Below are 22,587 nucleotides of genomic sequence, written 5' to 3'. Positions count from 1 at the left end.
CCACCTCAGGTCACAGCTCGAAGGATTCATGATGGATACGGCGGTCCGGGACCCCCGCGTCGTGCAGCGCCTCGTACGCGTGGTCGGTCAGGCCCGGAGGCCCGCACAGATAGACGTCGTGCTCGTCGATGTCCGGCAGCAGCGCCCGCAGCCGCTCCGCGCTGATCTCCGGACGGCCGCCGTCCGGGCCGTTGACGGCGTACAGCAGCCGGGCGTCCCGCTCGGTCGCGATCTGCTTCAGCTCGCCCCACAGCGCCAGGTCCTCGATGGTCCGGGCGCGGTAGAGCAGGGTCAGGTCGCCGCCCTTGCCGGGCAGCGTCTCGAACAGGGCCCGGATGGGGGTGATGCCCGCCCCACCGGCGATCATCAGCACCTTGCCCTGGCTGCGGCGGGACGCGGTCATCGCCCCGTACGGCCCCTCGGCCCACACCCGGGTGCCGGGCTTCAGATCGGCGAGCCCCGTGCTGTGCCCGCCCACCGCCTTGACCGTGATCCGCAGCAGATTGGGCCGGGGCGGGGCGGACAGCGAGTACGGATGGGAGCCCCACCGCAGCCCCGGGGCCAGGAACCGCCACCGGAAGAACTGGCCCGCCTCCGCGCCGATCCGGTGCAGCTTGCGCCCCTTGATCAGCACCGAGACGATCCCGGGCGCCTCCTGGACGACGGCCTCCACCCGCATCCGGTGCCGCATGTTCAGCCGCAGCGGCACCAGCAGCCGGTACCAGATCGCGAGCGCGCTGACCGCGCCGTACAGCACGTACCACGCCGTCTGCGCCGTCATGTCGCCCACGAACTCGGCGCCGTTGCTGAGCTGGTGCCAGAAGGTCAGGAAGACGGCCGCGTAGGTGAGCAGATGCAGGTAGTACCAGAGCTCGTAGGGAAGCCTCCGGCGCACCATCCCGGCCGAGATCAGCCCGATCACCACGAGGGTCACCGTGCCGACCGTCGCTTCGAGCATGTCGGGGAAGGTGAGCACCATCGTCTCGGTCTGCGCGACGAACGAGACGCCGCCCTGGGTCGCGTAGCCCGCGATGATCAGGCCCACATGGGCGAGGATCAGGCACAGCGCGTACCGCCCGCTCATCGCGTGCCACCGCGCCACCCGGTCCGACCCCACCCGCCGCTCCAGCGCGGGAACCCGCGCCATCTGCAGCACCACCAGCGCCAGTACGTACCCGGCGAGCAGTCCGCTGAGCCGCCCGGCGCCGTTCAGCCAGGCGGCGTTGCCGGTGACGTTCGGGGTGTTGAACCACCACAGGGACAGCACCGCTGCCGCCCCTGCCCAGCTCAGCAGCACCAGCGGCACGGCGGGGGAGCGCCGTGGCCGAATTTGGCGCAAGGCCAGCCGCCGACCGGCCCGGCTGTTCAAAAGCGTCGTCACGGCCCGTCCCCTTCCTATGGGCTCCGGTGCACAGGGGTACGGCTGGGAGCGGGCGATGACTCAAAGGCCGACGGAATTCACAAGTTTCGGTTTCGTATGATCGCTGACCACGTCATTCTTGGTGAGGACACTCATGTCGATACCGCCCCCGCCGCACGGGAACCCGTACGCCGCGGCGCCGCCCCAGGGAAACCCGTACGCCGCACTGCCCCAGGGAAACCCGTACGCCGCGCCGCCCCAGGCCCCGTACGGATATCCGCAGCAGGCCCCCGGCTACAACCAGCCACACCAGATGCCCGGTTACGGCCAGCCCATGGCCGGGGTGCCGCAGGTGCCCGCCTGCCGCATCTGCGCCGCGCAGCCCGCGGCCGAGGTCACCATCCGCAGCCACGTCGGCCTGCTGCTCATGATGCGGTTCAAAAAGTGGGAGGGGCCGTTCTGCCGGACCTGCGGGACGGCGCTGCGCCGGGACGCGGCCGCCAACACGCTGTGCCAGGGCTGGTGGAGCCCGTTCTCCGCGTTCCTCTTCAACCCGTACACGATCATCAGCAACCTGGTGGTGCGCGGGAAGCTCAACAAGCTCCCGGAGCCGGGGCCCGCCGTTTACGGGACGCGCCCCGACCCCGGAAAGCGGGTGCTTCAGCGCCCGGTGTCGTACGTCGCGCTGGTGCCCATCCTCTGGTTCCTGTACCTGTTCATCGCGCGGCCGTAGCGGCCCGGTAGGCGGGTGCCGCCACGCCCGCCGTGACGATGGCCAGCGCCACCAGCAGCGCGCTCACCCAGACCGGGGACCGGTAGCCCAGCCCCGCGCCCAGGGTGAGCCCGCCCAGGGCGGGGCCGACGGCCGCGCCCACATTGAGGGCGGCGGTCGCGAACGCACCGCCCAGCGCGGGCGCTTCGGCCGCCTCGTACAGCGCCCGCGTGATCAGCGTCGAGCCGACGCCGAACGACAGCGTCCCCTGTACGAGGACCAGCACGACCGCCGCCACCGCGCTGTGCGCGCCCATCGACAGCAGCGACCAGCCGACGAGCAGCGCGAGCCCGCCCGGCACCAGAACCAGCATCGGCCGGGCGTCCGACCACCGCCCGGCGACCGTCACCCCGGCGAACGACCCGAGCCCGAAGAGCGCCAGCACGGCCGGTACCCAGGGCTGACCGATGCCGCTCACGTGCGTGATGAGCGGCGTCAGATAGGTGAACGTGCAGAACGTCGCGGCGTTCACCAGCATCCCGAGCCCCAGCGTCACCAGCAGCCGCGGACCGCGCAGCGCCCGCAGCTCACCGCGTGCGCCCGGCGCCTCCACCGCTTTCACGGCCTTTACCGCTTCGGAACGCGGAACCGACCGCACGATGGCGAACAGCGCCGGTACGGAGACGAGCGCCACCGCCCAGAACGCCGAACGCCACCCCCAGACCTGCCCCAGCAGCGCCCCGGCCGGAACCCCGGCGACACACGCGAGCGTCACCCCTCCCAGCAGCGCGGACGTGGCCCGCCCCTTGGCGCCGGGCGAAACCATCCCGGTCGCCGTCGCGAGCCCCACAGCCAGGAACCCGGCATTGGCCAGCGCCCCGACCACCCGGGTGGCCAGCAGCACGGCAAAGTTCGTGGTGAGCGCGCCGACGACATGGACGGCCAGGAAGGCCGTCAGAAACACCAGCAGCGCGCGGCGCTGCGGCCAGCGCATGCTGAGGAGCGCCATCAGCGGCGCCCCCACGATCATCCCCACGGCGAACGCCGACGTCAGTGCGCCCGCGGCGGGGAGGGAAACGTTCAGATCACTGGCGATGTCCGGCCCGAGGCCGGACAGCATGAACTCGGATGTCCCTTGGGCGAAGACCGCCAGTCCGAGCACATAGATGGCAAAAGGCATGAAGACTCCACACACCGGCATGAAAGACGGAGAGAACTGCGGAGACCGGAAGCCCGGTAGTGAAGGCGCCACCGAACGACCGGTGGCTAGAGCCTGGATGCCTCGGGACTTGACATGTGGATCACCTTAACAGTGGACAAGCTCAGAGCCTGGCCATGTGCAGGCGCTGGCAGCCGCGAAGCCGGTGCTGCCGACCGGAGTCGCAGACCTCGAACCACACGTCCTTCATGCCGTAGTGGACGCTGTCCTTGCCTGCGTCGGGTTCGCCGTCGGGGTTGTCCGTGAGGGTGGTGGTGTGGGTTCCGAGGCGGTCCTCGTAGTGCATGCGCAGGGTTCCGCCCCAGCCGTCCCGCTCGTTCTCGTGCTGATCCCGGGAGTACGGCATGACGTACTCGATGCCGTACCAACCGTCCCGGGTCTCCCAGTTCCGGTAGCCGATGCTGGCCGTTGTGGAGCCGTTGGCGCTGCTCGCCTCGAAGAGGGTGAACCCGTCCTCGGACTCTTGAGCCGCTCCGGTGGGCAGGGAAGCCGTCGCGGTGGAGGGGGGCTTGAGCGTGCCATGGCGATACAGGGCTGCCATCCCCCAGGCACCCAGACCCAGCGCCGCCACCAGCGCCGCACCCAGCGTCAGAAGAGCCCTGCCCCGCGGAAACACCGAACGGGTGCTGTGCTCGCGGCCCGCCTCGACTTCATCAGAGCTGTCTGTCCGGACTTCGCGGAAGACCGCGGGGGCGGCGTCGTCGTCGCTTTCCGGCGGTGCCGTCTGCTCCCGCACGGCGATTCTGTCCCGCGCCTCCAGCCACGCCTCCACCAGCTCCCCGTCCCCGCAGGCCTTCACGAAGACGGCCAGTTGGCCACGGCTCGGGACGGTGTCCCGGCTCAGCAGCACGGAGGCGGTGCTGCGCGGCAGCACGTCCCCGGACGCCGTCGCGCGCTCTTCCAGCTGCCGGTAGGACATCCGGGAATCGCTCTTCAACTGGCGCAGTGCCTTCATGAAGGCGGACAGGTCGGAGATCTCTTCAAGAGCCTGCCGTCGAGAGGGACTCATGAAGCCGATGGTCACGGTGTCGCGTGCGAGAGGGCAACGCAGATCTGCGCCAATCACGATACGAATGGAGATTGCCGTGAATCGACGGCTTTACCCATCCTTACGCGATCGCGGGCCAGCGGGCTGACCAGCATGGACGCCCGCCGTGCGGCTTTACGACGCGCCCTGATCTGCCGCCGTGTTCACAACGAACGCCGTCCATGCGGTGGGGGAGAAGGCGAGTTGGGGGCCCTGCTTGTCCTTGGAGTCCCGGACGTGGACGGTGTTCTCCGGGCAGGTGGCGACCTCGACGCACTCGTCGCCGTCGCTTCCGCTGTGAGTGGACTTGTGCCAGGAGAGGGCGATCTCTACGCAGTCATCGCCGTCGCTTCCGCTGTAGCTGCTCTTGAACCAGGCAAGCTCGGTGCTCATAGCGCTCCTCGGATCTGCCTCAGCAGGCTCATGGAGCCCTCATGGGTAAGAGCCTGTGAGCGCAGTTTCGCATAGCGCATCTGGAGAACGCTGACGTCTTTACGGTCACAGATCAGCAAACCGCCACGTTGACCTTCTGAGTAACCGAGCCACTCGTGGTCCGGAGTCTCCAGCAGCCGGATGGGGCCGTTCAGTCCCGCGTGTTGCTCCTGCACCAGAGGCATGATCTGCAGCTCGATGTTGCGAAGCTCCGCGCACTCCAGCACATGGTCGATGAGTTCCCGAGTGATATCCGCACCTCCGGTGCAGCGACGGAAAAGCGCCTCCTCGATGATGAAGCTGAACGCCGTGTTCGGCCTGTCCCGGAGCAGACGCTGTCGTTCCTGGCGGGCGGTGAGCTGGATCTCGATCTGCTCATCAGCCAGCGGCGGCACCCCACTTTCGAACACCGCCTGGGCATACGCTGCTGTCTGCAACAACCCCGGGATCAACCGACATTCGTAGGAGCACAAGCTGATCGCCGTCTCCTCCAGCGTGGCCCACTGGTTGAACCACGCTGCCAGCCCCGGCTTCCGCACCAAGTGCTTCGACGCTGCCCGCAGGACCCCGAACGCGTCCAGCAGTTCTTCCGCCCGGTCCACGTACTCCCGTTGCGGGTAGCGCCGTCCCTGTTCGATCGAGGCCAGGGTCTGGACCGAGTACCTGAGCAACGGGGCCAGTTGCTCCTGGGTGTAGCCCGCGCGTTCTCGGAAGACCTTGACGACCGCCCCGAACGTCTTGAGGCTGTCCGAGGACTCGGGTCCGTTGCTGCTGCCCACGTTGTCCGCCATCGCGGCCACCTCCGGTGGTGCCGTACGTACTGAACCTGACTATCGGCTCAACTCGGCCATGGTCACGGTCCGTTATTCGTACAGTCCACCACGCGTACTCGTACAGTGACGCAGCGTACGAGAAGCCGATCTGGTCCGGTCATACGTCGAGCCGGAACGGTGACGCCATGCCAATCCCAGCGCATCCGCGAACGACTTCCGACCAGTTCACCCATCGGTTCAGCGCCACCCGCCGTGGCGCCCGCCTCGCCCGGCTGCTGGTGCTTCAGCAGCTCGACCATTGGGGGTTCCCGTACCGGAGCGATCCGTCCGATCTCGTGGCCGCGATCGTGGCCGAACTCGCCGCGAACGCCGTCACCCACGGTCGCGTCCCGGGCCGGGACTTCGAGGTCCGGCTGACGCGGAGCGTCACTGCTCTCCGGGTCGAGGTGGCGGACACCCGTACCGAGGAACGGCCGCCGGCCGGTGAGACCCCGGCCGCGCCCCCGTCCGACTCCGAGACCGGCCGTGGCCTGCTGCTGGTCGCGGGCCTCGCCGCGCGCTGGGGCGTGGCGGAGCGGCAGGGGCCGGGCAAGACGATCTGGGCCGAGATCGACCTCACTTGTGGGGGAACTTGATCGGATAGGACACCGTGGAGCGCGGCACCGGCTTCTTGGTGTCCTTCTTCCCGTCGTCCTTCTTCTTGGCATCCTTCTGGAAGTGAACGGGGTACCGCCCCGTCTGGTGCGGCGTGGGCGACTTGCCGTCGCCCTTGTCGTCGGCGTCGCCCCGGCCGTTGATCCACAGGACCCCCACCACGACCACACCGAGCACGATCATCTGGTTCTTCTTGTCCGCCACCGACTCCCCCTCGGTCCGCAGAAGCGCCACCCCCGCCGCCCACCATGGTGGCATCAGCGCCCCAATGCGGACGAGTGGGCGGGGTCAGAATTGGCTGGTGTCGGCTGGGTGGTGTGCTCCGTGCCAGTCCAGGACGATGACGACGGCATCGTCGGCCGGCCTGCCGTCGCTGGCCTCCAGGATTGCTGTGGTCAGGGCGAGCGCGGTCTCGCGCGGGTGGAGGTCCTGGGAGTCGAGCAGGACAGCGCCGAGGTCGACATTTTCGGCGCTGCGTTCGAGCATGCCGTCGGTGAGCATGACCAGGCGGTCGTGGGGGCGGAGGTCCAGGGTCTGGGCCCGGTAGGTGTGGGGGAGAGGCAGACCGAAGGGTTCATCGACCGCGATGGTGACTTCTGCGACCCGTCCCTGGCGTACCCGCAGGGGCCAGGGGTGCCCGGCGTTGAGGAACTGGACGCGGCCGTCGCCGAGGTTGACGCGCAGGAGTTGCCCGGTGGCATGGCCCCGGCCGTAGTCGAGAAGGGCCTGGTCGGCTTGGCGGGCTTGTTCGGCGATGTCGGCTCCTGCGCGGCGGGCGCGGCGCAGGGCGCCCACGAGGACGCTGGCGAGCAGAGCGGCGTGGACGTCGTGGCCCATGGGGTCGGTGAGCGACACGTGCAGGGTCTCGCGGTCCAGGGCGTAGTCGAAGGTGTCGCCGCTGATGGTCGCGGAGGGCTCCAGGGCGCAACTCATCGCGAATTGGGCCGTTTCGCAGGACAGTGAGGCGGGCAGCAGCCGGTATTGGATCTCCGCGGGGAGGCTGAGGGGTGTGGTGCGCTTTCCCCAGGTGTAGAGATCGGTGTACCGCTGGTTGGCGATCACGATGTAGGCCAGTGCGCGGGCGGCCTCGCGCACGGCGTGCAGCACCGGCTCTTCAGGTGGGGTGGGCAGGGTCAGCTCCAGCAGTCCGATGGCGTCTCCGCGGTTCGTGACCGGAGTGATCACCAGCTGTCCGCGGGCGACCGGTTCCTGGTGGGGCTGCTGGCTGCGCACCACGTGTCCGTAAACGCTGCCGAACAGCTCGATGCGCTCGGCGCGCCGGCCGGACTCGACGTTGCCGGCGGTGGTCAGCCGGACCACCGCTCTGCCGGTGAGGTCCGCGATGAGGAAGGAGACCGTCTCGGCGCCGAAGCGCCGGCGCAGGTTCTCGGCGACCACGTCGAGCGACTCCACCGGTGCCGCCGCGTCTGCCGCCTTGAGCAGTTCGTGGAGCTGCTCCGTCCTCTCGTCCATGACGGTTGGTCCCTTTCGCAGGCTCACCGCTCTGTAGACGCTTGCAGTACCTGCTTGGTCCGGCCGCCGAGATCCGTGCCGGGGGCGGTCTGGTCAGACGGTGTGCGTGGTGCGGTCGGCGATGGCCCCGCGGAGCTGCGGCTCGCCCAGATTGCCCCGCCCGAACAGTCCAACCCGACTATTACGCCGATAGCGGCATGTCACACACCCCACAGGGTGGCTCCCCTGTCGCTGGGCCCTGGGACGAACTCAGCCGTCCGACTGAGGAAGTCGTCCTGAATACTCACAAACCACACCATAGCGCCGCCCGCCGACCTCCCTCTTCCGGTCGCGTTGACGAAACATACGGGCCAGTGCATACTTATGCCAGTCAGTGCATGGATCGTAAGGAGAAACCCGTGACCGAGCGCGTCGTACTCGCCTATTCGGGCGGCCTGGACACCTCCGTCGCCATCGGCTGGATCGCCGAGGAGACGGGCGCCGAGGTCATCGCCGTTGCCGTGGATGTCGGCCAGGGCGGCGAGGACCTGGATGTCATCCGTAAGCGCGCGCTCGCCTGTGGGGCGGTCGAGGCGGAGGTCGCGGACGCCAAGGACGAGTTCGCCGACGAGTACTGCCTCCCGGCGATCAAGGCGAACGCGCTGTACATGGACCGCTACCCGCTGGTCTCGGCGCTCTCCCGGCCCACCATCGTCAAGCACCTCGTCGCGGCCGCCCGGAAGCACGGCGCCACGACCGTCGCCCACGGCTGCACCGGCAAGGGCAACGACCAGGTGCGGTTCGAGGCGGGCATCTCCTCCCTCGCGCCCGACCTGAAGTGCATCGCCCCGGTCCGGGACTACGCGATGACGCGGGACAAGGCCATCGCCTTCTGCGAGGCGAAGAGCCTGCCGATCGCGACCACCAAGAAGTCCCCCTACTCGATCGACCAGAACGTCTTCGGGCGGGCCGTCGAGACGGGCTTCCTGGAGGACATCTGGAACGCGCCGATCGAGGACGTGTACGAGTACACCTCGAACCCGGCCACCCAGCGGGACGCCGACGAGGTCGTCATCAGCTTCAAGGCAGGCATCCCGGTTGCCATCGACGGCAAGCCGGTGACCGTCCTCCAGGCCATCCAGCAGCTCAACGAGCGGGCCGGGGCGCAGGGCATCGGGCGGATCGACATGGTCGAGGACCGGCTCGTCGGCATCAAGTCGCGGGAGATCTACGAGGCCCCCGGTGCCATCGCGCTGATCACCGCCCACCAGGAGCTGGAGAGCGTCACCGTCGAGCGTGAGCTGGCCCGCTACAAGCGGCAGGTCGAGCAGCGGTGGAGCGAGCTGGTCTACGACGGTCTGTGGTTCTCGCCGCTCAAGCGGGCCCTGGACGGCTTCATCTCCGAGGCGAACGAGCACGTCTCCGGCGATGTCCGGATGACGCTGCACGGCGGCCGGGCCGTCGTCACCGGCCGGAAGTCGGAGCAGTCGCTGTACGACTTCAACCTGGCGACCTACGACACGGGCGACACGTTCGACCAGTCGCTGTCCAAGGGCTTCATCGAGCTGTTCGGGATGTCCAGCAAGATCGCCGCGAAGCGGGACCTGCAGCAGTAACCTGCGTACGAGACGTCACCACGCCGCCTTCCCGCCGTCCGGTGGGGAGGCGGTCGTACACCCACAGCCTTGAGGAGCAACAGCGTGAGCAACGGCAACAGCGGCGACGTCCGGCTCTGGGGCGGCCGCTTCGCCGACGGGCCCGCCGAGGCACTGGAGAAGCTCAGCGCTTCGGTGCACTTCGACTGGCGCCTGGCGCCGTACGACATTGCCGGTTCCCGTGCCCACGCCCGGGTGCTCCACGCGGCCGATCTGCTGACCGCAGACGAGCTGGAGCGGATGCTCGCCGGGCTCGACCTGCTGGAGGCCGACGTCGCCTCCGGCGACTTCACCGGCACCATCGCCGACGAGGACGTGCACACCGCGCTGGAGCGCGGCCTGCTGGAGCGGCTCGGCCCCGACCTCGGCGGCAAGCTGCGCGCCGGGCGGTCCCGGAACGACCAGATCGCCACCCTCTTCCGGATGTACCTGCGCGACCACGCCCGGGTCCTCGGCGGCCTGATCGCCGACCTCCAGGAGGCCCTGGTCGGGCTCGCCGAGGCGCACCCGGACGTCGCGATGCCCGGCCGCACCCACCTCCAGCACGCCCAGCCGGTGCTCTTCGCCCACCACGTCCTCGCCCACGTCCAGGCGATGTCCCGGAACGCGGAGCGGCTGCGGCAGTGGGACGAGCGGACGGCCGTCTCGCCGTACGGATCGGGCGCGCTGGCCGGGTCCTCGCTGGGCCTCGACCCGCAGGCCGTCGCCGCCGACCTGGGCTTCGAGCACGGCTCGGTCGCCAACTCGCTCGACGGCACGGCGGCCCGTGACTTCGCCGCCGAGTTCGGCTTCATCACCGCGATGATCGGCATCGATCTGTCGCGGATCGCCGAGGAGATCATCATCTGGAACACGAAGGAGTTCTCCTTCGTGACCCTCCACGACGCCTTCTCCACCGGCTCGTCGATCATGCCGCAGAAGAAGAACCCGGACATCGCCGAGCTGGCCCGGGGCAAGTCCGGCCGTCTCATCGGCAACCTCACCGGGCTGCTGGCCACGCTCAAGGCCCTGCCGCTCGCGTACAACCGCGATCTGCAGGAGGACAAGGAGCCGGTCTTCGACTCCTGCGACCAGCTGGAGGTCCTGCTGCCCGCCTTCACCGGGATGATGGCCACGCTGACCGTCAACCGGGAGCGGATGGAGGAGCTGGCCCCCGCCGGGTTCTCGCTGGCCACCGACATCGCCGAGTGGCTGGTCCGGCAGGGCGTGCCGTTCCGGGTGGCGCACGAGGTCGCGGGCGCGTGCGTCAAGGAGTGCGAGCTGACGGGGATCGAGCTGGACGAGCTCACCGATGAGCAGTTCGCGAAGATCTCCCCGCATCTGACGCCCGAGGTGCGGAGCGTGCTGAACGTCCCGGGCGCGCTGGCCTCGCGCGACGGGCGCGGCGGGACCGCCCCGTCGGCCGTCGCCGCGCAGCTGGCCGAGGTCAAGACGGACCTCGCGGCGCAGCGGGCGTGGGCGGACGCGAAGCGCTGATGTCCGTCGACCGTCTTGTGGGTGCTGCCGCCGCCACGCCGGTGTCCCGGATCGGGCTCGGCCTGGCCGCGGTCGGCCGCCCCGGCTACATCAACCTCGGCCGCGACCGTGACCTCCCGGCCGACCGCACCGTCGACGCGATGCGGCGCCGTTCGCACGAGCTGCTGGACGCCGCGTACGCGGCGGGGGTGCGCTACCTGGACGCGGCCCGCTCCTACGGGCGGGCCGAGGAGTTCCTCGCCGACTGGCTGCGGGAGCGGCCGGAGGCGGCGCGGGAGGTGGTGGTCGGCAGCAAGTGGGGCTACACGTATGTGGCCGACTGGCGAATGGACGCCGACGCTCACGAGGTCAAGGACCACGGCGTCGCGACGTACGAGCGTCAGCGGGAGGAAACCCGCGCTCTCCTTGGCGACCACCTGGACCTCTACCAGATCCACTCCGTGACGCCCGAGTCTCCCGCGCTCACCGATCCCGCCCTCCACGCCCGGCTGGCCCGGCTCGCGGCGGAGGGGGTGACGGTCGGCATCTCCACCAGCGGTCCCGCGCAGGGGGAGGCGATCCGCGCCGCGCTGGAGGTCGAGGCCGACGGGCAGCCGCTGTTCCGTACGGTCCAGAGCACGTACAACCTGCTGGAGCCGTCGGCCGGGGCGGCGCTGGCGGAGGCGCATGGGGCGGGGCGGACCGTGATCGTCAAGGAAGCCATGGCGAATGGCCGTCTGGTCGATAGTGCGGCGCTGGGGCGTGTCGCTGCCGAGGTGGGTGCTCCGGTGGACGCGATCGCCTTGGCGGCGGTTCTTCGGCAGCCGTGGGTGACGGTTGCGCTGTCGGGTGCGGCGACGGTGGCTCAGCTTCGCTCGAACCTGGCTGCGGCGGACGTCCACCTCCCGGAGCTGGAAGACCTGGCGGAGCCCCCGGAGGCGTACTGGCGGACGCGGTCGTCCCTGCCCTGGTCCTGACCGGGGTCTAGTCCCCCACCCCGCCCCTTCCCGAAACCGGGGCTCTGCCCCGGGCCCCGCTCCTCAAGCGCCGGAGGGGCTGGAGTTGGGGCACGCCCGCCCCGGCCCCGCTGCGGGGGCTCCGCCCCCTGCACCCCCGCTCCTCAAACGCCGGAGAGGCTGGATGTGGGGCACGTCCGCCCCAACCTCCGATACGCGCCGGGCGGCGCCCCCACACCAGGCCACCGAAGGGGTCAGATGGCACGCCCACGCCAGGGCCCCACACCGTGCCCCACCGCCCGGAGGCCAGGCGGCGGACCCACACCAGGAAACCGGGCGGCATCCCCAACCGCCCGACGGGCTGAAAGGTGGGCGTACGCCCCCGGGGGCCGCATCGACCCGGTTGTGGGCAATCGTTCCGCCGGGGGGCACCTCCCAGCGGTAGCTGGGGGAGGAACGGGTGGGCACAACCCGGCCACCGGGCCGCACCCGGCGACGAAACGGCAAGGGGCAACGCCCCACCCCGCGCCCAGCGGGGGTCCCGGGGACAGGAGCCGTGTCTTTCAGCCCCTCCGGCGATTGAGGAGCGGGGGCCGGGGCGGAGCACCGGTTCGGGAAGGGGCGGGGTGGGGGATAGACCCCGGCGGAGCCGTCAGGCGTCGGGTAGCGAGTCCAGGAAACGGGCTACCGCCCAGGCGTACTCCTTCGGCGCGTCGTCGTGAATCCAGTGCCCGCACCCGGCGAACTCCCGCAGCGTGGTGCGCGGCCGCCGCCGCGCCATCTCCCGGGCGTGCCCGGGCGGCAGCAGGGAGCTGTGTTCGCCGTGCATCAGCAGCGCCGGACACGTGGAGTTCAGCCACTCGGCCCAGAAATCGCCCCGCATCGCCTCCTGCGACGCCATCATGTGGGCCGGTTCGAACAGCAGCCGCCAGCCGCCGGTCGCCCGGTCCCGCTCGGCGCTGTCGAGGAAGTACGAGGCGTCGTGGATGCCACGGGACTCGATCTGGTCGCGCAGCGTCTCCCGGTCGGCGGCCCAGGTCGGCCAGCCGGAGACGTCGAGCACGGGGTGGGAGACCACCGGACGGTCCGTCACGGCGCCGATGTCCTCGACGACGAGGGCGCTCACCAGCTCCGGGTGGCGCGCGGCGAGGGCGTACGCGGCGACCGCGCCCGTGGAATGGGCGACGACCGGCACCGGACCGGGGCGGCGCAGCTCGTGCAGCAGGGCGGCGGCGTCGGCGACGTACTCGTCCAGGGTGAACGGCCCGCCACCCCCGGTCAGCCCGTGTCCCCGCTGGTCGAGCGCTATCACCCGGTACGCGGGGGCCAGGGCGGCGGCCAGCGGCGCGTACATCCGGCCGCGGCCGAAGTGGCCGTGGAGGGCGAGGACCGGGGTTCCCGGTCCGCCGAAGTCGGTGAGGGCGAACCGGCGACCGCGGAGGGACACGAAGTCGGGGGAGGGCACGGTCATTGTCGTCACTCGCGGCACGGTAGTGGCCGTCCCGGGGGCGAGACCAGTGCACGGGGGAGCCCTACCGACGGTGATAGGACAGTGACCGGAACGGTGCGAAGGGGGGCGGAAACTGACACTTCGATGTCAGCTCCCGCCCGCCTCGGGCGCGTCGCCCGCCTCAGGCTCAACACCGGGCCCAGACGCATCGCCCGGCTCAGGCTCATCGCCCGGCTCAGGCTCATCACCCGGCTCAGGACCGTCGCCCGGCTCAGGCCGCCGCCTTCGCCTTCGTCGCGTAGATGTCCACGTACTCCTGCCCGGACAGCCGCATGACCTCGCTCATGACCTCGTCGGTCACCGCCCGCAGCACATAGCGGTCGCGGTCCATGCCCTCGTAGCGGGTGAACTCCAGCGGTTCACCGAACCGCACCGCCACCCGCCCGGGCCGCGGCAGCCCCTTGCCGCCCGGCTGGAGCCGGTCGGTGCCGATCATCGCGAACGGCACCACCGGAGCGCCGGTCATCAGGGTGAGCCGGGCGATACCGGTGCGGCCGCGGTAGAGGCGGCCGTCGGGGGAGCGGGTGCCCTCGGGGTAGATGCCGAAGACCTTGCCCTCCTCCAGCACCCGGCGGCCGGTCATCAGCGCGGCGACGCCGCCGCGTCCGCCGTCCCGGTCGACCGGGATCATGCCGACGCCGGTGAAGAACCAGGCCATCAGACGGCCCTTGAGGCCCTTGCCGGTCACGTACTCGTCCTTGCCGATGAAGAAGACCTGACGGTCACAGACGAGGGGCAGGATCACGGAGTCGATGAAGGTGAGGTGATTCCCGGCGAGGATCACCGGACCGGAGCCGGGAATGCGCTCCGCGCCCTCGACCCGTGGACGGAACATCAGGCGCATCAGCGGACCGAGTACTGCCTTCAGGAACACGAAACGGGACAACGGGCCCTCCGGTCGGGGTCAAGGTCGGGGGCGTCTCGCCGTACGGTCCGTCAACCCGGTGCCGCACAGAAACGCCGTTGAGGACGATACTCGCCGGTCATGTCGCCTCGCACACCGGGTTCACCCACCTGATACGCAGTGTTGACACCCGTTTCCCACGCGTTTCGCCGCAGGTCTCCCGCAGATAAGGCACACCCCCCTACCATCAGCCCGTTCTCTGACAGGAATTGACGGTGCTGGACACCAGAACGAGGAGTGCTCATGGAGCCCGAACAGCGCGAGCAACAGCCCGGGCGGCGCGCCCTTCTGGGGGCCGCGGCCCTCGGCGCGGGAGCGGTGGCCCTGGGCGGCGGCGCGGGCACGGCGGCCGCCGCGGAGGCGGGTACCGCGGGGAAGCCCGGGCCCGTGCACGGGCTGCCGGTGCCGACCGTGATCGGCCACCGGGGCGCCTCCGGCTACCGCCCCGAGCACACGCTCGGCTCGTACCAGCTCGCGCTGGACATGGGCGCGGACATCGTCGAGCAGGACCTCGTCCCCACCAAGGACGGGCAGCTGGTGTGCCGTCACGAGAACGACATCACGGCCACCACCGACGTCTCCGCCCACCCGGAGTTCGCCGACCGCAAGACCACCAAGACGGTCGACGGCGCCAAGCTGACCGGCTGGTTCACCGAGGACTTCACGCTCGCCGAGCTGAAGACGCTGCGCGCCAAGGAGCGCATCCCCGGCAACCGCCAGCACAACACGCTCTACGACGGCCACTGGGAGGTGCCCACCTTCGAGGAGGTCCTCCAGTGGGCCGAGCGCGAGGGCCACAAGCGGGGCCGCAAGGTCTGGCTGTACGTCGAGACCAAGCACCCCACCTACTTCCGCAAGCTCGGCCTCGGGCTGGAGGAGCGGGTCGCCAAGCTGCTCCGTAAGTACGGGCGCCACAAGAAGGACGCGGCGCTCTTCCTCCAGTCCTTCGAGCCGAGCAGCATCCAGCGGCTGCGCAAGCTGGTCGACACCCCGTCGGTCGTGCTGCTGTCGACCCTGACCAGCCGCCCGTGGGACTTCGTCGAGGCGAACGACCCGCGTACGGTCGCGGACCTCGTCAAGCCCGAGGGCCTGAAGTGGATCGCGACCTACGCGCAGGGCATCGGCCCCGACCTGACGGTGATCATCCCGCGTACGTCCGACGGCAAGCTCGGTACCCCGACCAGCGTGGTCAAGGACGCGCACGCGGCCGGGCTCGTCCTGCACCCGTACACCGTGCGCAACGAGAACACCTTCCTGCCGACCGACTACCGCCGTGGCAGCGACCCCAACGCGTACGGGGACTCCTTCGGCGTCTTCAAGGCGTACTTCGCCACCGGCATCGACGGGCTCTTCTCCGACAACCCGGACACCGCCCTCCTCGCGGCGGCGGAGTTCCGCAAGTAGTCAGGGACCGGTGGGCCGCGCCGTGTGCGTCAAGGCGCGGCCCACCGCCTCCCCGGTCGGGTGAGAGACCCGCCCTCCGGCAACCGGGTGCCGAGCCCGCCACGTCCCGCCCGGCATGGACCTTGTGGAGCAACTGCGTCCGCTGCTCGCCGCCGAAGCGGCGGCCGAGGCGTACGGCGCGGGGGTCGAGCCCGCCGAGCTGGAGCAGGCCGTCTGGCTGCGGCTGCTGGAGCGCACCCGGGACAGCGGCCCGCCGCCCCAGCCCGCGCGCTGGCTGCGCCGCGCGGTCCGGGCCGAGGTGCGCGGGGCCCGGCGCCGGGCACGCCGTGAGGTCCCGTACGACCCGGTCGGCGACGGCCCGCCGAGCGGCCCCGAACCCCGCCCCGCCGAGCACGCCGCGCTCACCGCCGAGACCGGGCGCGCGCTGCGCGCCGCGGTGCGCCGACTGCCCGGCCGCTGCCCGAGACTGCTCGGGGCGATGCTGTCCCGGTCCGACCTGACATATCGCGAGATCGCGGCCGAGTTGGCTATCTCACAGGGCAGTCTGGGCCCGGTACGTTCCCGATGTCTGGGTTGCCTGCGCAGAATGCTCACGGCGGAGGTTGCGGCTCCTGAACCGTGGGGAAAGGAGCGTTAGACAATCGGCGCCCAGGAGGCGGCCGCAACCATGCGCCCGGCTCCATCCAGGCAATGAACCCCGGTCGCCCCTACCCTCAGGCGGCCGGTGGACCGAACAAAGGGGAGGCATGCGCACATGGGCATGAGCGTGACCATCTCCGCGGCGACCGCGGACGACGCCGAGCAGATCCTCAAGCTGCAGTACCTGTGTTACCAGGGCGAGGCCGAGCTCTACGGTGACTACTCCATCGAGCCGCTGACGCAGACGCTCGACGACCTGCGCGCCGAACTGGGCCAGAGCTGTGTGCTGGTGGCCCGGCTCGGCGAGGAGGTCGTCGGCTCCGTCCGGGCCGCCGTCGACGACAAGGGCACGGCCGCCATCGGCAAGCTCATCGTCCACCCGCGGATGCAGCGCCACGGTCTCGGCGGGCGCCTGCTCGCGGCGATCGAGGCCCAGCTCGCGGAGGAGCGCGCCGCCAAGCGCTACCGGCTCGCCACCGGCCACCGCAACGATGGCAACCTGCGGCTGTACCGCAAGTACGGCTACGCCCAGGTCGCCACCCAGGAGGTCAACCGCCGCCTGAGCCTGGTCACCCTGGAAAAGGACGCCGCCGCGGTGGCCTTCGCCGCCAGCGCGTAACGCCTCCGGCAAGCCCATAGCGAACGGGCTGGGGCCCGCCAACCGGCGCCCCCAGCCCGTCCGCCGTCGCGGTGGCCGCCCTGCGATTGCCCCACCCCGCCCCTTCCCGAACCCGGGGGCTGCGCCCCCAGACCCCCGCTTCGGGGGCTCCGCCCCCGCACCCCCGCCGGGGCGGAGCCCCTGCCACGCGGCGGAGCCGCACATCGGAGGGGCGGAGTGGGGGAGCTATCCGGCCTGGCGGGCGCGGCGGAGCCACATGAGGCCCGTCACGGGCAGGAAGATCGGGATGAAGAGGTAGCCCATCCCGTAGTCCGACCACACCGTCTGGTCGGGGAAGGCCGAGGGGTCGGCGAGGGTCCAGGTGCCTACCGTGAGGACGCCCAGGAGCTCCGCCGCGCAGCACACCATCGCCGCCTTGCGGGCACCCTCCCCGCCCCGCACCAGCGAGACCGTGATGAAGGCGTACACCACGGCGGAGACCGCCGAGAGGATGTAGGCCAGCGGTGCCTCGTCGTACTGGGCGATCAGCTGGTAGATCGAGCGGGACGCCGCGGCCACCGTGAACACCCCGTAGAGCATCACCAGCAGTCGGCCGGGCCCCTGCCCGAGCCCCGTGCGCACAGATTTCGTCGATTCGGTCGACTCAGCCACCCACGCCTCCCCAGATGTCGTACAGCCGTACCTCCAGCACCGCCAGCACCACGGCCGCCGCCGTGACCGTCGCCGAGCCCCAGCGGGTCCGCTCCGCCAGCGACATGAACGCCGCTACGGGCACGGCGCACGCCGAGCCGATCAGATACGCGATGAAGATCGCCACGCCCTGCCGGGGGTCGTCGCCCTGGGCCAGCCGCACGATCCCGATGACCAGCTGGACGATCGCCAGCACGGACACCACGGCCATGCCGATGAAGTGCCAGTCCTTGGTGGGCTGGTCACGGTAGGCGGCGAAACCGCACCACGCGGCGAGCGCGAGGGCGGCCGCGCCGAGTACGGCGGTCAGCAGGTCGAACAACGGAACCTCCGCGCGGTGCGGTCCCGCACACAGGGGGTGACAAGCATGGGACGACTGTAATCGGCCCGAATGACCGCGTTGCGATCGGCCCCGCACCCCGGGACGGCCGGTTCACGGACCGGCGCGTCACGCAACGTACGCTGCGCCCCATGAGGATCACCGCTGACGCGCTGCTGTTCGACAACGACGGAACCCTCGTCTCCTCCATGGAGTCCGTGGTCCGCTGCTGGACCCGCTGGGCCGGGGAGTACGGCGTGACGGAGGCGTTCGCGCGGGTCGAGCTGCACGGCCGTCCGGCGACCGACATCATCGGCGATCTGCTCCCGCCCGACCGCGTCGCGGAGGCCCGCCGCCGCATCGACGAGCTGGAGGTCGAGGACGTCCCGGGCGGGGTGAAGCTGCTGCCCGGCACCCTCGACCTGCTGGCCGGGCTGCCCGAGGAGCGCTGGGCCGTGGTGACCTCCGCGGGCCGCGCACTGGCCGAGGCGCGCCTCGCCGAGGCCGGGATACGCCCGGGGCTGCTGATCACCGCGGACGACATCACCCGCGGCAAGCCGGACCCCGAGCCCTTCCTGCTGGCCGCCGCGAAGCTGGGCGCCGACCCGGCCCGCTGCGTGGTCTTCGAGGACGCCCCGGCCGGGCTCGCCGCCGCCCGGGCGGCCGGGATGCGGACGGTGGCGTTGACCACAACGACCGGCCGGGCGGAGCTGGACGCCGACATCGTGGTGGAGGACCTGTCGGCCGTGTCGGCACGCGTCGTCGACGGGGGAGACGGGGCAGTGGAGATCGTCGCGGGGGAGTGACCGGACTCCGCCGAACCCGGAACGATCTCCTCCGCTGTCCACGGACTGGACTGCTCCGTCCGTCATGCGGACATGCTTGATCGGCCCGTAAGGGTCTCTGGTTTACTGGCGGCCATGACCACGACGAGCTGCCGCACCCCTGCGACCGAGGCGACGATGACGCCCGGTGCTCGTTGTCGGTGTCGAATGTGTGACCGCTGAGGGTCCCCGCCCGAGCCTCGCGCCCCGAAGCGAGACCCGCCGCGTCCTGTCCGCGCGCCCGCGCGCGGACCGCGCCATGCCCCGCGTCACCTGGACCCCGAGCCCGCGCCCACACATGGCGCACGCCCTCGGCCCGCCCACGCCGCTTCCGTAAGGAATGAACCGTGCCCGGCGGCACAACCGCCCTGCACTCAACAGTGACGGAAACCCTGTGATCACCACTACGGACCTGACAAAGGTCTACCGCTCACGAGGCCGCGAGGTCACCGCCCTCGACGGCGTCGATCTGCATGTCCGCGAGGGTGAGGTGTACGGCGTCGTCGGTCAGAGCGGCGCCGGGAAGTCCACCCTGATCCGCTGCGTCAACCTCCTGGAGCGCCCCACGTCCGGCACGGTCACCGTGGCCGGTCAGGACCTCACGGCGCTCGCGGGACGGGGGCAGCGCGCGGGGTCCGCGCTGCGCCAGGCGCGCAGCCGGATCGGCATGGTCTTCCAGCACTTCAACCTGCTCTCCTCGCGCACGGTGCGCGACAACGTCGAGCTGCCGCTGGAGATCCTCGGCGTCTCCGGCAAGGAGCGCACCCGCAAGGCCCTGGAGCTGCTGGACCTGGTCGGCCTGGCCGACAAGGCGAAGGCGTACCCCGCCCAGCTCTCCGGCGGCCAGAAGCAGCGCGTCGGCATCGCCCGCGCGCTCGCGGGCGACCCCAAGGTGCTGCTGTCGGACGAGGCGACCTCCGCGCTCGACCCCGAGACCACCCGCTCGATCCTCCAGCTGCTGCGCGACCTCAACCGGCAGCTGGGCCTGACCGTGCTGCTGATCACGCACGAGATGGACGTCGTCAAGACGATCTGCGACTCGGCCGCGCTGATGAGCGGCGGGCGGATCGTGGAGTCCGGCAAGGTCACCGACCTGCTCGCCACCCCCGGCTCCCAGCTGGCCGAGGAGCTGTTCCCGGTCGGCGGCGCCCCCTCGGGCCCGGACCGCACCGTCGTGGACGTGACGTTCCAGGGCGAGGCCGCGGCCAAGCCGGTGATCTCCCAGCTGTCCCGTACGTACAACATCGACATCTCGATCCTCGGCGCCGCGATGGACACCATCGGCGGCAACCAGGTCGGCCGGATGCGCATCGAGCTGCCCGGCCCTTTCGACGAGAACGTCGTGCCGATCGGCTTCCTGCGGGAGCAGGGTCTCCAGGTCGACGTGGCCGATGTGGATGCGACGCAGACCGCCGTGCTCAAGGAGGGCGCCAAGTGACCTGGTCCGAGATGCAGCCACTGTTGCAGCAGGCATGTCTGGAGACGCTCTGGATGGTCGGCTGGTCGGCGGCCATCGCGATCGTCGGCGGACTGCCGCTCGGCGTGCTGCTGGTGCTCACCGACCGGGGCGGCGTGCTGCCGAACGTGGTCGTGAACAAGGTCGTCGGCCAGATCGTCAACATCGCCCGCTCGATGCCGTTCATCATCCTCATGGTCGCGCTGATCTCCTTCACCCGCGCGATCGTGGGCACCACCATCGGCCCCGCGGCCGCGATCGTGCCGCTCGCGATCGGCGCCATCCCCTTCTATGCCCGGCTCGTGGAGACCGCGGTGCGCGAGGTCGACGGCGGACTGGTGGAGGCCGTGCAGTCGATGGGCGGTTCCACCTGGACCGTCGTACGCAAGGTCCTGCTGCCCGAGTCGCTGCCGTCGCTGATCTCCAGCGCGACCACGACGATCGTCGCGCTCATCGGCTACTCGGCGATGGCCGGAACGGTCGGCGCGGGCGGTCTGGGCGACCTCGCCGTCCGCTACGGCTACCAGCGGTTCGAGACCCAGCTGATGTGGGTCACCGTGGCCATCCTCGCGGTGGTGATCTCCGTCTTCCAGTTCGCGGGTGACGTCGCGGCCCGCGCCCTCTCCCACCGCAGCCCCGCCTCGGGCGCGCCCCGGCTGGTCCTGCTGCGCTCCCGGACCGGCAAGACCGCCGGTGCCCGGGCCGCCGCGACGACCGACGCGGCCAACTCGGCAGCCACGGCCGGAACCGCCGAGCCGGGCGAGTCCGCCCAGCTGACCAAGACTCCCTGACACCTCGTCCCCCGAAAGGCACTTTTCGTGCGTAACAGCCTCCAAACCACCGCCGCCCTGCTCGCCGCCGCCGCACTCGCCGCCGGTGCGTCCGCCTGCTCCCCGCCCACCGCGGAGAAGACCGACAAGAACGGCGCGCTGATCGTCGGCGCGAACCCCGTCCCGCACGCGGAGATACTGAACTACGTCAAGGACCATCTGGCCAAGAAGGCGGGGCTCAAGCTGCAGGTCAAGGAGTTCACCGACTACAACTCGCTGAACCCCGCCACCCAGGACGGCTCGGTGGACGCCAACTACTTCCAGAACAAGCCGTTCCTCGACGACTACAAGAAGAAGCGCGGCGGCGACATCGTGCCCGTGGTCACCGTGCACCTGGAGCCGCTCGGCCTCTACTCGCACAAGGTGAAGAAGGCCGACGACCTCAAGAAGGGCGCCACCGTCGCCGTCCCCAACGACGCGGTGAACGAGGCCCGGGCGCTCCAGCTGCTGGCCGACCACGGCGTCATCAAGCTCAAGAAGGGCGTCGGCACCGAGGCCACCCCCAAGGACATCGCCGACAATCCCAAGGACCTGAAGTTCAAGGAGCTGGAGGCGCCCCAGATGCCCAGGTCCCTGGACGATGTGGACGCCGCCGTCATCAACGGCAATTACGCCATCCAGGCCAAGCTCAACCCCGCCAAGGAAGCGCTGATCCTGGAGTCCCCGGACAACAGCCCCTACGGCAACTTCCTCGCCGTGAAGAAGGGCAACGAGGACGACCCGCGGGTCAAGAAGCTCGCCAAGCTCCTCACCTCTCCGCAGGTGAAGAAGTTCATCAAGGACAAGTACGACGGATCGGTACTCGCGTCGTTCTGAGACATACCATTCTGAAAAACGACCGACCGAACACGCAAGGCTCCGCATCCGGGCGATAATCGGATGCGGAGCCTTCCGTTTCCGCACCCCGTGCTGCATTTCGCCGGAGCGATGCTGCATGCTGGGCTCTTCGCCACGACTCGCCTTGACTCGCCAAGGCTCGCCACGACTTTGAAACGACCCCGGTTACGGAGCGGCGCATGACATCCACTTTCCCGGACATCTCCATCAGCACGGAACGGCTGGTGCTGCGCCCGTTCGAGGAAGCGGACCTGCCCGCGCTCACGGACATGATGAACGACGAACTCGTCGTCACCTGGAGTCGGGCCCCCTACCCGTACGCCCCCCGCGACGCACGCGACCAGGCGATGCGGCTCGCCCCCGCCGAACGCACCACGGGGCGCGGAATCGTCCTCGCGGTCGCCGAATTCCTCACTCAGCGGCTTGTCGGAATCGTCCATCTGCGCAACACCGACTGGAAGGTCCTGGGCACCGAGATCAGCTATATCACCGCCCCGTGGGCGCGCGGCGAGGGCTATGCCGTGGAGGCGGTGCTGGCCGTCGCCCGCTGGCTGTTCCAGGACCAGAAGTTCGAGCGGATGGAGCTGCGTACGGCCGCCGGGAACACCGCCGGGCAGCAGGTCGCCCAGAAGGTCGGCTGTATCAGCGAAGGCGTGCTCCGCAACGCCTGCATAGCGCGCACGCAGATGGAGGACGGCGGCTGGACCGATCTCCGCACCGACCTCATCGTCTGGAGTCTGCTGCCCGAGGACCTGGAGGGCATGCCCGAGCACCGGGACGAGGTCGAGGGCATCAGCGTCTTCCCCACGTATTCCGAGTACACCGACTGGCGCTGAACCCCGGCGTGCCGGGCCTCCAAT

At 70.3% G+C, this 22,587-nt stretch carries 24 protein-coding genes; 13 read left to right on the top strand and 11 right to left on the bottom strand.

Translation table 11 applies throughout. From position 1 onward, the window contains the following. Positions 1-10 precede the first annotated feature (10 nt). Positions 11-1,381 carry a ferredoxin reductase family protein gene (locus ABZ370_RS20485; protein WP_358622638.1) on the bottom strand — a complete coding sequence of 457 codons (1,371 nt, stop codon included), beginning with the start codon at positions 1,379-1,381 and terminating at the stop codon, positions 11-13. A gap of 133 nt (positions 1,382-1,514) precedes the next feature. On the opposite strand from ABZ370_RS20485, the gene ABZ370_RS20480 reads away from it, so the two are divergent. Further along, positions 1,515-2,093: a hypothetical protein gene (locus tag ABZ370_RS20480; RefSeq protein ID WP_358622636.1), complete on the top strand. Its 579-nt coding sequence runs from the start codon at positions 1,515-1,517 to the stop codon at positions 2,091-2,093. Here ABZ370_RS20480 and ABZ370_RS20475 read toward each other — a convergent pair. The 4 genes from ABZ370_RS20475 to ABZ370_RS20460 form a co-directional block, all read right to left on the bottom strand. Further along, positions 2,077-3,252: a Cmx/CmrA family chloramphenicol efflux MFS transporter gene (locus ABZ370_RS20475; protein WP_358622633.1), complete on the bottom strand. Its 1,176-nt coding sequence runs from the start codon at positions 3,250-3,252 to the stop codon at positions 2,077-2,079. The genes ABZ370_RS20480 and ABZ370_RS20475 overlap by 17 nt on opposite strands. Positions 3,253-3,394: 142 nt before the next feature. Continuing rightward, positions 3,395-4,300, bottom strand: coding sequence for a hypothetical protein (locus ABZ370_RS20470; RefSeq protein WP_358622630.1), 906 nt, complete (start codon positions 4,298-4,300; stop codon positions 3,395-3,397). A gap of 153 nt (positions 4,301-4,453) precedes the next feature. After that, positions 4,454-4,711, bottom strand: a complete 258-nt coding sequence (locus ABZ370_RS20465; RefSeq protein ID WP_358622627.1) for a DUF397 domain-containing protein — start codon at positions 4,709-4,711, stop codon at positions 4,454-4,456. Further along, complete coding sequence (locus tag ABZ370_RS20460) at positions 4,708-5,541, bottom strand: helix-turn-helix transcriptional regulator (protein ID WP_358622624.1); 834 nt, start codon at positions 5,539-5,541, stop codon at positions 4,708-4,710. The genes ABZ370_RS20465 and ABZ370_RS20460 overlap by 4 nt, the downstream gene beginning before the upstream one ends. 167 nt (positions 5,542-5,708) lie before the next feature. On the opposite strand from ABZ370_RS20460, the gene ABZ370_RS20455 reads away from it, so the two are divergent. Further along, positions 5,709-6,158, top strand: a complete 450-nt coding sequence (locus tag ABZ370_RS20455; RefSeq protein ID WP_358622621.1) for an ATP-binding protein — start codon at positions 5,709-5,711, stop codon at positions 6,156-6,158. Here the strand turns inward: ABZ370_RS20455 and ABZ370_RS20450 are convergent. Continuing rightward, positions 6,139-6,411, bottom strand: coding sequence for a hypothetical protein (locus tag ABZ370_RS20450; RefSeq protein ID WP_358622618.1), 273 nt, complete (start codon positions 6,409-6,411; stop codon positions 6,139-6,141). The two genes, ABZ370_RS20455 and ABZ370_RS20450, sit on opposite strands and share 20 nt — an antisense overlap. Positions 6,412-6,465: 54 nt before the next feature. Then, on the bottom strand, positions 6,466-7,650 hold the full coding sequence (locus ABZ370_RS20445) for a PP2C family protein-serine/threonine phosphatase (protein ID WP_358622615.1): 1,185 nt from the start codon (positions 7,648-7,650) through the stop codon (positions 6,466-6,468). Positions 7,651-8,048: 398 nt separating this feature from the next. On the opposite strand from ABZ370_RS20445, the gene ABZ370_RS20440 reads away from it, so the two are divergent. The 3 genes from ABZ370_RS20440 (at position 8,049) to ABZ370_RS20430 (ending at position 11,716) form a co-directional block, all read left to right on the top strand. Further along, positions 8,049-9,245, top strand: coding sequence for an argininosuccinate synthase (locus tag ABZ370_RS20440; protein WP_358622612.1), 1,197 nt, complete (start codon positions 8,049-8,051; stop codon positions 9,243-9,245). 84 nt (positions 9,246-9,329) lie between these two features. Next, the gene (argH, locus tag ABZ370_RS20435; protein ID WP_358622609.1) at positions 9,330-10,760 is read left to right on the top strand and encodes an argininosuccinate lyase; all 1,431 of its coding nucleotides are present in this window, start codon (positions 9,330-9,332) and stop codon (positions 10,758-10,760) included. Beyond that, entirely contained in the window at positions 10,760-11,716 is a 957-nt protein-coding gene (locus ABZ370_RS20430; RefSeq protein ID WP_358622861.1) for an aldo/keto reductase, read from the top strand. The genes argH and ABZ370_RS20430 overlap by 1 nt, the downstream gene beginning before the upstream one ends. A 631-nt stretch (positions 11,717-12,347) precedes the next feature. Here the strand turns inward: ABZ370_RS20430 and ABZ370_RS20425 are convergent. Continuing rightward, positions 12,348-13,166: an alpha/beta hydrolase gene (locus ABZ370_RS20425; RefSeq protein ID WP_358622858.1), complete on the bottom strand. Its 819-nt coding sequence runs from the start codon at positions 13,164-13,166 to the stop codon at positions 12,348-12,350. 250 nt (positions 13,167-13,416) lie between these two features. Then, positions 13,417-14,091, bottom strand: a complete 675-nt coding sequence (locus tag ABZ370_RS20420; protein WP_358622606.1) for a lysophospholipid acyltransferase family protein — start codon at positions 14,089-14,091, stop codon at positions 13,417-13,419. 261 nt (positions 14,092-14,352) lie between these two features. On the opposite strand from ABZ370_RS20420, the gene ABZ370_RS20415 reads away from it, so the two are divergent. From ABZ370_RS20415 to ABZ370_RS20405, 3 genes are all read left to right on the top strand, one after another. Further along, positions 14,353-15,513 carry a glycerophosphodiester phosphodiesterase gene (locus ABZ370_RS20415; RefSeq protein ID WP_358622603.1) on the top strand — a complete coding sequence of 387 codons (1,161 nt, stop codon included), beginning with the start codon at positions 14,353-14,355 and terminating at the stop codon, positions 15,511-15,513. Positions 15,514-15,628: 115 nt separating this feature from the next. Further along, positions 15,629-16,150, top strand: coding sequence for a sigma-70 family RNA polymerase sigma factor (locus tag ABZ370_RS20410; protein WP_358622600.1), 522 nt, complete (start codon positions 15,629-15,631; stop codon positions 16,148-16,150). A gap of 117 nt (positions 16,151-16,267) precedes the next feature. Next, on the top strand, positions 16,268-16,771 hold the full coding sequence (locus ABZ370_RS20405; RefSeq protein WP_358622598.1) for a GNAT family N-acetyltransferase: 504 nt from the start codon (positions 16,268-16,270) through the stop codon (positions 16,769-16,771). 225 nt (positions 16,772-16,996) lie between these two features. Here ABZ370_RS20405 and ABZ370_RS20400 read toward each other — a convergent pair whose 3' ends face one another. Both ABZ370_RS20400 and ABZ370_RS20395 read right to left on the bottom strand, forming a co-directional pair. Next, positions 16,997-17,422 (bottom strand): hypothetical protein, encoded by a 426-nt coding sequence (locus tag ABZ370_RS20400; protein WP_358622596.1) that lies wholly within the window; start codon positions 17,420-17,422, stop codon positions 16,997-16,999. Next, complete coding sequence (locus tag ABZ370_RS20395; RefSeq protein WP_358622593.1) at positions 17,415-17,783, bottom strand: hypothetical protein; 369 nt, start codon at positions 17,781-17,783, stop codon at positions 17,415-17,417. The genes ABZ370_RS20400 and ABZ370_RS20395 overlap by 8 nt, the downstream gene beginning before the upstream one ends. Before the next feature lie 149 nt (positions 17,784-17,932). On the opposite strand from ABZ370_RS20395, the gene ABZ370_RS20390 reads away from it, so the two are divergent. The 5 genes from ABZ370_RS20390 to ABZ370_RS20370 all read left to right on the top strand — a co-directional run bounded on the left by ABZ370_RS20390 (position 17,933) and on the right by ABZ370_RS20370 (position 22,563). Continuing rightward, positions 17,933-18,586 carry an HAD-IA family hydrolase gene (locus ABZ370_RS20390; RefSeq protein WP_358622591.1) on the top strand — a complete coding sequence of 218 codons (654 nt, stop codon included), beginning with the start codon at positions 17,933-17,935 and terminating at the stop codon, positions 18,584-18,586. 412 nt (positions 18,587-18,998) lie between these two features. Further along, on the top strand, positions 18,999-20,042 hold the full coding sequence (locus ABZ370_RS20385) for an ATP-binding cassette domain-containing protein (RefSeq protein WP_358622589.1): 1,044 nt from the start codon (positions 18,999-19,001) through the stop codon (positions 20,040-20,042). After that, a complete protein-coding gene (locus tag ABZ370_RS20380) occupies positions 20,039-20,851 on the top strand; it encodes a methionine ABC transporter permease (protein WP_358622587.1) in 813 nt (270 codons plus the stop codon). Before ABZ370_RS20385 ends, ABZ370_RS20380 begins: the two co-directional genes overlap by 4 nt. Positions 20,852-20,878: 27 nt before the next feature. Further along, positions 20,879-21,706 carry a MetQ/NlpA family ABC transporter substrate-binding protein gene (locus ABZ370_RS20375; protein ID WP_358622584.1) on the top strand — a complete coding sequence of 276 codons (828 nt, stop codon included), beginning with the start codon at positions 20,879-20,881 and terminating at the stop codon, positions 21,704-21,706. A gap of 200 nt (positions 21,707-21,906) precedes the next feature. Then, positions 21,907-22,563 carry a GNAT family N-acetyltransferase gene (locus ABZ370_RS20370; RefSeq protein WP_358622581.1) on the top strand — a complete coding sequence of 219 codons (657 nt, stop codon included), beginning with the start codon at positions 21,907-21,909 and terminating at the stop codon, positions 22,561-22,563. Positions 22,564-22,587 lie beyond the last annotated feature (24 nt).

The organism is Streptomyces sp. NPDC005962, from assembly GCF_040629205.1.
Lineage (GTDB): Bacteria > Actinomycetota > Actinomycetes > Streptomycetales > Streptomycetaceae > Streptomyces.
Note: the sequence above shows the minus strand (reverse complement) of the source record. Positions and strands in the feature narration are given on the sequence as shown.